This is a genomic window from Streptomyces sp. LS1784 (genome assembly GCF_020103755.1).
GTDB lineage: Bacteria > Actinomycetota > Actinomycetes > Streptomycetales > Streptomycetaceae > Kitasatospora.
Window position 1 is genome coordinate 1 of the sequence record NZ_JAHSQD010000343.1, and the last position, 8,989, is coordinate 8,989.

Below are 8,989 nucleotides of genomic sequence, written 5' to 3' on the forward strand. Positions count from 1 at the left end.
GCAGCCGCACGGCCCGGACGGGCCCAGCCGCGCCGTGGACCACGCCGCGTTCCGCTGGTCGCACACCGGCCGGCGCGGCCGGGCGCTGCCCGGCGCGGTGCTGTACGAACTGCACGTGGGCACCTTCACTCCTCGCGGCACCTTCGACGCCGCCGCCGAACGCCTGGACCACCTGGTCGAGTTGGGCGTGGACTTCGTCGAGCTGATGCCGGTCTGCCCGTTCCCCGGCAAGCACGGCTGGGGCTACGACGGGGTCTCGCTCTGGGCCGTCCACGAGCCCTACGGCGGGCCCGAGGGGCTCAAGCGCTTCGTGGACGCCGCCCACCGCAAGGGCCTCGGGGTGGTGCTGGACGTGGTGCACAACCACCTCGGGCCGTCCGGCAACCACCTTCCCGCGTACGGGCCGTACTTCACCGACCGGCACCACACCCCCTGGGGTTCGGCGGTCAACCTGGACGCGCCCGGCTCGGACGAGGTGCGCGCCTACCTGATCGGCAGCGCCCTGGCCTGGCTGCGCGACTACCGGATCGACGGGCTGCGACTGGACGCCGTACACGCCCTCGCGGACGACCGGGCGGTCCACTTCCTGGAGGAACTCTCCCACGAGGTGGAGAAGTTGGCGGTCGCCACCAACCGGCCGCTGTTCCTGATCGCCGAGTCCGACCGCAACACCCCGGCGACCACCGCCCCGCGCGAGGCGGGCGGGCAGGGCCTCACCGCGCAGTGGAGCGACGACTTCCACCACGCCCTGCACTGCGCGCTCACCGGCGATTCCCAGGGCTACTACCGGGATTTCGCGGACCAGCCGCTCACCGCCCTCGCCAAGACGCTCACCCGGGGGTTCTTCCACGACGGCACCCGGTCCTCCTTCCGCGGCCGCAGCCACGGGCGGCCCTTCCCGCCCGCCGACGGCCACCGGCTGCTCGGCTACCTCCAGACCCACGACCAGGTCGGCAACCGGGCGCTCGGGGACCGCGTCTCCACCAGCCTCTCCCCCGGCCGGCTCGCCTGCGGCGCGGCACTGGTGCTCACCTCGCCGTTCACCCCGATGCTCTTCATGGGCGAGGAGTGGGGCGCCGCCACCCCCTGGCAGTACTTCACCGACCACACCGACCCGGACCTCGCCGAGGCCGTCCGGCAGGGCCGGCGGCGGGAGTTCGCCGCACACGGCTGGGCCGCCGAGGCCGTCCCCGACCCGCAGGAGCCCGCCACCGTGCTGCGCTCGGTCCTCGACTGGACCGAGCCCCGGCGCGCCCCGCACGCCGAACTGCTCACGTGGTACCGGCGGCTGATCCGGCTGCGCAGCGAGCGGCCGGAACTGTCCGACCCGGACCTCGGCGCGGTGCGGGTGACGTTCGACGAGGCGGCGGGCCGGCTGGTGGTGCACCGGGGGCCGTACCGGATCGCGGTCAACCTCGGACCGGACGAGGCCGCGCTGCCGCTGGGGGCCGCCGGGCGCGAGGTGGTGGCGGCCTTCGGGTCGGCGACGCTGGAGGGGACGGCGGTGCGGACGGCGCCGGACACGGTGGCGATCGTGCTGACCGGCTGACCCGGCGGAATCACCGGAGGAAGGTGCCGATCCGCTCCCGGAGCGACGGGGCGTCCAGGCCGTAGGCGGCCAGGTGCTCGGGCATCGACCCGTAGTGCCGGTGCTCCTCGCGCGGCACGCCCAGGCCCAGCACCCGGTGCGGGCGGTCGGCGAGCGCCGCGTGCGCCTCGTTGGCGGAGGTGCCCGCCAGGTACGGCTCGACCAGCACCACGTCCACCCGGTCGCCGAGCGCCGCGCGCAGCCCGGCCGCGTCGAAGGGGCGCACCGTCGCCGCGTACAGCACGGTGACGTCCAGGCCCTCGGTGGCCGCGAGCACCGCGTCCAGCATCGGCCCGACGGCGAGCACCGCGCCGCGCGAGCCCGTCCGGACGGTGGTGAAGCGGCCCGGCTCGACCGGCACCGGGGCCGCGTTCTGGTGTGCCGAGAGCCGGACGTAGACGTTGCGGTCACCGTCCGCGTAGGCGTGGCGCAGCAGCTGCTCGGCCTCGTCCGGGTGGCCGGGGACGTGGACCGTCCAGTCCGGCAGGGTGTCCAGCAGGGCGACGTCGCCCGGGGACATGTGGGTGCGGCCGCCGGCCGGCCAGTCGTACGAGCCCGCCGCGCTCACCAGCACGGCGCCGACGCCCTGGTGGACGAGGTCCAGCTTGACCTGCTCGAAGGGCCGTTCGATCAGGAAGCTGGCGAAGGTGTGGGCGATCGGACGCAACCCGGTGAGCGCCAGGCCGCCGGCCGCGCCGATCAGCAGCTGTTCGCGGATGCCGACGTTGACCACCCGGTCGGGATGGCGCTCCTGGGCCGGGGCGAAGGCGGCCGCGGTGATGTCGGCGAGCACCAGGGCCAGCCGGGGGTCCTCGTCCAGCAGTCGGGTGGTCACGTCCACGAAGCGGTCACGCATGGTGTCCATCGGTGAAGTTCCTCTCAGGGGCTCGGTCTTGGCGTGCTCGGGCTGCGGCCGGGTGCTCAGTGCGGGCCCTTGGGCTCGACCCGTGCGACCACCACGTGCGGGCGGCCCAGGTGCTCCGTGGCATAGGCGCGGTACAGCGCCTCGTGGTCGCGGCCGTCCACCGTGGCGGTCGACCAGCCCTCGGCCGCGAACCGCTGGGCGATGCCGCCCTGCCAGCCGTGCGTGGCCGAGGAGTTGTCGATCACCACCACGTTCAGCCGGTCCAGTCCGTAGGCCCCGGCGAAGGCCACCGCCTCGGCGTTGGAGCCCTCGTCGAACTCCGCGTCGCCGACCAGCACCCACACCGCCGGGTCGGCCAGGCCCTGCGCCCGCAGCCCGAGCGCGGTGCCGACGGCCAGCGGCAGGCCGTGGCCGAGCGAACCGGAGGCGATCTCCACGCCCGGGACCAGCGTGCGGTCCGGGTGGTGGCCGAGCGGCGAGTCGTAGCCGCCGAAGCTCGGTAGCACCGCCGGGTCGAGGAAGCCCTTGGCCGCCAGCACGGCGTAGTACGCCATCGGTCCGTGGCCCTTGGAGAGCAGGAAGCGGTCACGGTCCTGCGCGTCGGCGGTGTCCGGGGTCACCCGCAGCACCCGGTCGTACAGCACCCAGAGCGCGTCCAGGGTGGAGGTGGCGGCGGGGCCGTGCTTCTCGTCGCCGGTCATCAGGCTCATCAGGGCGGGCAGGTCCTCGAAGCGGGTGCCCGTCGTGGTCGTGGCGGTCGCGTTCGTCGTCATGACCACGATCGTGCAACTTAAAGCCGACTTGAGGTCAAGCGGCTACAGTGGGTTTCCATGACCGCCCGCCCCGACGGCCACCGCGACCCCGGCCCGCACCACAGCGACCTGCTCACCATCGGCCAACTCGCCCACCGCAGCGGCCTCGCCGCCTCCGCGCTGCGCTACTACGAGAGCCTCGGCCTGATCCACGCCACCCGCACCTCCGGCGGCCAGCGCCGCTACACCCGCGGCACACTGCGCCGGATCGCCTTCGTCCGCGCCGCGCAGCGCGTCGGCCTCTCCCTGGACGAGGTGAAGGTCGCCCTCGACCGCCTCCCCGACCGCCCGGCCCCCAGCCGCGCCGAGTGGGACCAGGTGGCCGAGTCCTGGCAGAGCCGGATCGACGACCAGATCGCCGAACTGCAACGACTCAAGGAGAAGCTCACCGGCTGCATCGGCTGCGGCTGCCTCTCGCTCTCCCGCTGCGCCCTCTACAACGCCGCCGACCGCGCGGCAGAAGCCGGACCCGGCGCCCGCTACCTGCTCACCCGCGACCCGGACGACGGACCCGAGCCTCTGCCCCCGGCCGCCGACACCTGCGGGACCCGCCGGGGCGAGCACTGAAACCCCTGTGCGCCGCAGCCGCCGACCCGCGCCCGCCGATGGCGTACACCCTGCTCCGTGTGTCCAGCAACCTGCCGTGGCACCTGCGGGGTTGAAGCCCTCGGCGCGGACACCGGACGCCCTCGCCGAGGAGTGGCTCGGGGTCGCCTAGAGTCGCGGGTCGGTGCGCAGCAGGCTGTACCGGACGACATCGCGCCACTCGCCGGCGCGGAAGGTCACCGCGCGCTGCACGCCCTCCCGGGTGAAGCCGAGCTTCTCCAGGACGCGCTGCTCGGCCAGGTTGCCCGCCTCGGTGTCCGCCTCCAGCCGCATCGCCGGCGAATGGGCGAACAGGTAGTCCACCAGCAGCCGTTGGGCCCGGGTGCCGATCCCGCGCCCGCGCGCCCGCGGCAGCAGCTGCACCCCCATGGTCCAGTACGGGGCGGACGGTCTCACCCCGGCGCGGTTGGCGGCGACGAAGCCGCCGAACCCGCCCCCGGCGACGACCGCGAGCGTCACATGCTCCTCCCCGAGCATTCCGTCCTCCAGCCACCGACGGCGGAACCGCTGCGGGTCCCGCCAGCCGTACCACTGGAACTCGCCCAGCGCCTCGGGGTCGTCCAGCATGTCCTCGATCGCGGAGAGATCGGCCTCGGCGATCGGGCGCAGGGACACTGATTCATCACTCATGCAGGCGCCAACGGCCGGGCGGCCGTGACGGTTCCTCGGCCGAGCGGCGGGCGGGGACCGGTGCGCAGCAGGCTGCGGAGAACGACATCAGGCCATTCTCCGGAGCGGACGAGCTGTGCCCGCTTCACGCCCTCGCGGACGAATCCGAGCTTTGCCAGGACGCGTTGCTCGGCCGGATCGCCGGATGCGGTCTCCGCTTCCAGCCGCATCACCGGCGAATGCGCGAACAGGTAGTCCGCCGGCAGCCGTTGGGCCCGGGTGCCGATCCCGCGCCCGCGCGCCCGCGGCAGCAACTGCGCGGGGGCGTCTTCTACTGCGACCGCCTTCATTCGACGATCGAGCGGGCGAGCCGGAATCCCACGTCGTCGATCCGCAGGGTCGGGTGGCTGCGGCGGCGAACCGAGGCGCGGCAGCTCCAGTGCTCGTCGAACCAGCCGCCGCCGCGCAGGACGCGGTAGCTGCCGTACACCTCGGGGTCGTAGCGGTCCCAGCACCACTCCCACACGTTGCCGAGCAGGTCGTACAGCCCGTAGGCGTTCGGGCGCAGCCCGCCCACCTCGTGCGGCCGCTCGCCCGAGTTGCCGCGGTACCAGGCGATCTCGTCCAGCGGGCCGTAGCGCGGGCCGTCCGTTCCGGCGCGGCAGGCGTGCTCCCACTCGGCCTCGGTGGGCAGCCGGTAGCCGTCGGCGGCGCGGTCCCAGGAGACCTCCTCGCCGTCCACCCGGTAGGCGGGGGCGAGGCCTTCGCGCCGGGACAGCTCGTTGCAGTGACGGACGGCGTCGAGCCAGGAGACGCTGTGCGCGGGGCGGCGGTCGCCGGTCGCGCCCTCGTACTGCTCGCGGGTCACCGGACAGGCCGCCAGTCGGTACGAGGCGACGTCGACGCCCCAACTGCGCTGGGTGCGACGGTCGGAGAGGGTGACCCGGCCGGAGGGAACGGTGATCATCCACCGATCCTAAGCGGAGCCCCGCAACAGGGCGACGCACGACGTCGAGGCCGAACGCCGCGAGCAGGCCGCGGACCGGGTGCACGGAGTGTCCACGTCGGACCTCGCCGCCCCGCGGGGTCGTCCGCGATCACGGCGAACGTGGTCGCGGACTCGCGCGCAGTCCTCGGAGGGCCGGTGCGCGGGACAACCCACCCCGCGCGGGAAGTCGGCCGGACCGACCTCCCACGCGGCGGCGCATCACCTACCCGCCGGTGGCCGGCCGCGCGGTGACCGTGCACAGGCGCTTGGTGGCGCGGGTGAGGGCGACGTACAGGTCGCGTTCGCCGGTGGGGCGGGCCGCCGCGATCCCGTCCGGGTCGACCACGACGGCCTCGTCGAATTCCAGGCCGCGCGCCTCGGAGGCCGGGACCAGCCGGGCGTACTCCTCGACCCCCGCGGCCGCCAGTTCCGCCACCCTGCCGTCCGCGCAGATCACGCCGAGCAGCTCGCCCGGATGCGCGGCGGCCTGCGCCCGAAGCTCGCGGACGAGATCGGCCACCAGCCCCTGCGGGGCCACCGCGACGGCACGCGGCTCGTCCCCGTGCCGGATCGACCGGACCGGCGGCTGGTCAGGGGCGATGCGGCTGAGCAACTCCCCGGTGGTTACCAGGATTTCCTGCGTGGTCCGGTAGCTGACGGTCAGCGTCCGCAGGTCGAAGCGGCGGCCGAAGAGGGGGGCGAGCGCCTCGTTCCAGTCCCGCGCCACTGTCGCCGGGCCCGCCTGCGCGAAGTCGCCGACCAGCGTCATCGACCTGCCCGGGCACCGGCGCGTGATCATCCGCCACTGCATGGCGGTCAGCTCCTGCGCCTCGTCGACGACGACGTGCCCGAAGGTCTGCTCGGGCGGCCCGTCGACCAGGCTCGCCGCCTCGTCGAGGAGCGGCACGTCCGCGTCGGCCCACGGCGCGCCGGGCGTGCGCAGCAGCAACGCCAGCTCGCCTTCGCCGAGTTGCGGAAGGTGTGCGGTCAGCGCATCGGCGTCGGCCAGCAGGGCACCGACGACGTCGCCGGGAACGAGCCGCGGCCAGAGTTCCTCGACCGCCCGGTCGAGGTGCGGGTCCTCCAGGAGGTCGGCGCGGACGGCGTCGGCGTCGAACTCGTCGGCCCCCGTGGCGGGCGCGTCGTCGATGCCGAGGCTGCGCAGGTCCCGGGCCGCCATCCGGTCGAGGTCGACCCCGGTGAGCTGCGCGACCTCGGCGTCGATGCGCTCCAGCGCCTCGGCCGTGCCGCGGGCCAGCGCGTTGGTCAGGGCGTCGACCAGCAGTTCCAGGAACAGCCGGCGCGCCCGGTTGTGCGCGAGCCCGCTCGCCTGCGCCGCCTGCCGCGCCCCGGCGACCTCCTCCTCCGCCAGGCGGACCCACTCCTGTCCGACCCGGAGGGTGAAGTCCCCGCCCGGGGCCTGTCGCGACCGGACCGACGAGGCCAGCGCTTCGGCCAGTTCGGCACCGCCCTTGAGGCGCGCCGCCTCGAACGGGTCCACGGCACCCGGCACGACGCCGGCCAGCTCCTCGCACGTCGCCAGGACGACGTCGTTCTCCCCGAGCGAGGGCAGCACCTGGGAGATGTAGTCGAGGAACCGCGCGTTCGGCCCCAGCACCAGCACACCGCGCTCGGCCGCCTTCGGGAACGCGTACAGCACGTACGCGGCGCGGTGCAGCGCCACCACCGTCTTTCCGGTGCCCGGGCCGCCCTGCACCACCGTCACCCCGCGGTGCGAGGAGCGGACGATCGCGTCCTGTTCCGCCTGGAGCGTCGCGACCGCCGCCCCCATCCGCCCCGTACGCCGCTCCTGGAGCGCCGCCGTCAACGGCCCGTCTCCGACGACGTCCCCGGCGGTCGGCTCCGAGCCGTCCAGCAGCTCGTCGCTGACCCCGACCACGGTACGGCCCGTCAGGCTCAGATGACGGCGGCGCCGCAGCCCCAGCGGGTGGACCGGCGTCGCCTCGTAGAAGGGCCGCGCCGCCTCCGCCCGCCAGTCCACCAGCAACGGCAGATCGTCCTCGTCCCGTTGCAGGCCCAGCCGCCCGATCCGCAACGCGGTCCCGTCCGCCAGGTCGATCCGGCCGAAGACCAGCCCGCCCTCGGCCCCCTGCAGCCGGCGCACCTCGCCCGCCAGCCGCCCGGCCGCCACCTCCCGCTCGTACACCTCGCCCGCGCTGCCCGCCACCGACGCGAGCACCCGCCCCAACTGCGCCCGCGCCCCGGCGAGCCGCTCATCGAACAGCTCACCGATGACGGACACCTGCACCTGCTCCAGCTCCACCTGCTGTGCGGCGGTGTCATTGATCTGCGACACGGATGAGCCCCCTCTCGGTTCGACCCGCCACTATGCAGAGGGAATTCGGAGAAGTAAACGTTGACTTGTCCGGCCTGAATGTGTCCTTCGATTCCTCGCGTGGAATTTTCTCGGCGGAATTCCGGAACGGTTTCCCGGGCGCCCCTTCTCGCCCTGCGGAAACGGCCTTTCCCGGCCCCGGGCGGGGGCACTGCCGCGCGGCGGCCCGGGGCCGAAACACCCGTCCGACTCATGCCCCGGATAGCCCCAACAGGCCGCCACACAAAGGCTTTTGCCGCATGCGCGCCCATCGGCCGGCCCGCCTAGGATCGGCGGCATGAACCGTACGATCCGCACCACCGAAGACGTCCTCGCCCTCCTCGACGGCCTCTTCCCGCCGGCCGAACCGTTCTGGGACCGGTTCTACGCGGACCGGTCCGCCGAGCGCCCGTTCTTCGCGCCCAAGCCGGACGAGAATCTGGCCTCCTGTCTCGACCGCGGCCTGCTCTCCCCCGGCCGGGCGCTCGACCTCGGCTGCGGCGCCGGCCGCAATGCGATCCACCTGGCCTCCCTCGGCTTCGAGGTGGATACCGTCGACCTCTCCGCCACCGCCATCGCCTGGGCCCAGGAGCGTGCCCGCGAGGCGGGTACGGGCACCGAGCTGCGGTTCCACCGGGCGAGCATCTTCGACGCCGAACTCCCGTACACCCACTACGACCTGGTCTACGACTCCGGCTGCCTGCACCACCTCCCACCGCACCGCCGGGTCAGCTACCTGGCCCTGCTCGACCGGGTCCTGGCACCGGGCGGGCACTTCGCCGTCACCGCCTTCGCCGCCGGCGCGATCGGCTCCGAGCGGCCCGACGCGGAGCTCTACCGGATCGGCGCGCTGGAGGGCGGCCTGGCCTACTCGGCGGACGAACTCCGATCGCTGTTCCGCGAGTTCACCCCGCTGGAGATCCGCCCGATGGCCGCCCAGGGCCCCGACTCGCCGCTGTCCGGTGTCCCCTTCCTGCTCACGGCGCTCTTCCGGCGATCCGCCGGCCTCTAATCGGCCTCTCATCCTCCGCCCCTAGCCTGCGGCCGCATGAACGTCTCACTGCTCGACGGCTGGTTCCCGTGGACGGTCCGGGCCGCGGCCCTCGCGCTGCTCCTGGCCGCCGTGGGCCTGCGGGACCGGGCGTGGCGGCGCAAGCGGGGGCCGCTCGCGCTCGGGACGGCGCTG

9 protein-coding genes are annotated in these 8,989 nt (G+C 74.1%); 3 read left to right on the forward strand and 6 right to left on the reverse strand.

What is annotated here, in order from left to right:
• Window positions 1–1,549: malto-oligosyltrehalose trehalohydrolase (gene treZ / locus KS423_RS30035; protein ID WP_224282919.1), on the forward strand; the 1,549-nt coding region annotated here is incomplete at its 5' end.
• 10 nt (window positions 1,550–1,559) lie between these two features.
• On the opposite strand, the gene KS423_RS30040 is transcribed toward treZ, so the two are convergent.
• Window positions 1,560–2,453 carry a transketolase family protein gene (locus KS423_RS30040; protein WP_224282920.1) on the reverse strand — a complete coding sequence of 298 codons (894 nt, stop codon included), beginning with the start codon at window positions 2,451–2,453 and terminating at the stop codon, window positions 1,560–1,562.
• Window positions 2,454–2,509: 56 nt separating this feature from the next.
• Window positions 2,510–3,226, reverse strand: coding sequence for a thiamine pyrophosphate-dependent enzyme (locus KS423_RS30045; RefSeq protein ID WP_224282921.1), 717 nt, complete (start codon window positions 3,224–3,226; stop codon window positions 2,510–2,512).
• Window positions 3,227–3,283: 57 nt separating this feature from the next.
• Here KS423_RS30045 and soxR point away from each other — a divergent pair, with 57 nt between their 5' ends.
• Window positions 3,284–3,832: a redox-sensitive transcriptional activator SoxR gene (gene soxR, locus KS423_RS30050; protein ID WP_224282922.1), complete on the forward strand. Its 549-nt coding sequence runs from the start codon at window positions 3,284–3,286 to the stop codon at window positions 3,830–3,832.
• A gap of 147 nt (window positions 3,833–3,979) precedes the next feature.
• Here the strand turns inward: soxR and KS423_RS30055 are convergent, their stop codons facing one another.
• From KS423_RS30055 to KS423_RS30070, 4 genes are all read right to left on the reverse strand, one after another.
• Entirely contained in the window at window positions 3,980–4,501 is a 522-nt protein-coding gene (locus KS423_RS30055) for a GNAT family N-acetyltransferase (protein WP_224282923.1), read from the reverse strand.
• A complete protein-coding gene (locus tag KS423_RS30060; RefSeq protein WP_224282924.1) occupies window positions 4,498–4,830 on the reverse strand; it encodes a GNAT family N-acetyltransferase in 333 nt (110 codons plus the stop codon). Before KS423_RS30060 ends, KS423_RS30055 begins: the two co-directional genes overlap by 4 nt.
• Complete coding sequence (locus tag KS423_RS30065; RefSeq protein WP_224282925.1) at window positions 4,827–5,447, reverse strand: formylglycine-generating enzyme family protein; 621 nt, start codon at window positions 5,445–5,447, stop codon at window positions 4,827–4,829. The genes KS423_RS30060 and KS423_RS30065 overlap by 4 nt, the downstream gene beginning before the upstream one ends.
• 244 nt (window positions 5,448–5,691) lie before the next feature.
• Complete coding sequence (locus KS423_RS30070) at window positions 5,692–7,785, reverse strand: AAA family ATPase (protein WP_224282926.1); 2,094 nt, start codon at window positions 7,783–7,785, stop codon at window positions 5,692–5,694.
• 316 nt (window positions 7,786–8,101) lie between these two features.
• Between KS423_RS30070 and KS423_RS30075 the strand changes: the two genes are divergently transcribed.
• On the forward strand, window positions 8,102–8,815 hold the full coding sequence (locus tag KS423_RS30075; RefSeq protein WP_224282927.1) for a class I SAM-dependent methyltransferase: 714 nt from the start codon (window positions 8,102–8,104) through the stop codon (window positions 8,813–8,815).
• Window positions 8,816–8,989: the final 174 nt, after the last annotated feature.

Excerpts from the sequence above, each read along its gene's own strand:
- KS423_RS30040 (WP_224282920.1), bottom strand. The coding sequence starts at position 2,453 with ATGGACACCATGCGTGACCGCTTCGTGGACGTGACCACCCGACTGCTG.
- KS423_RS30045 (WP_224282921.1), bottom strand. The coding sequence starts at position 3,226 with ATGACGACGAACGCGACCGCCACGACCACGACGGGCACCCGCTTCGAG.
- soxR (WP_224282922.1), top strand. The coding sequence starts at position 3,284 with ATGACCGCCCGCCCCGACGGCCACCGCGACCCCGGCCCGCACCACAGC.
- KS423_RS30055 (WP_224282923.1), bottom strand. The coding sequence starts at position 4,501 with ATGAGTGATGAATCAGTGTCCCTGCGCCCGATCGCCGAGGCCGATCTC.
- KS423_RS30060 (WP_224282924.1), bottom strand. The coding sequence starts at position 4,830 with ATGAAGGCGGTCGCAGTAGAAGACGCCCCCGCGCAGTTGCTGCCGCGG.
- KS423_RS30065 (WP_224282925.1), bottom strand. The coding sequence starts at position 5,447 with ATGATCACCGTTCCCTCCGGCCGGGTCACCCTCTCCGACCGTCGCACC.
- KS423_RS30075 (WP_224282927.1), top strand. The coding sequence starts at position 8,102 with ATGAACCGTACGATCCGCACCACCGAAGACGTCCTCGCCCTCCTCGAC.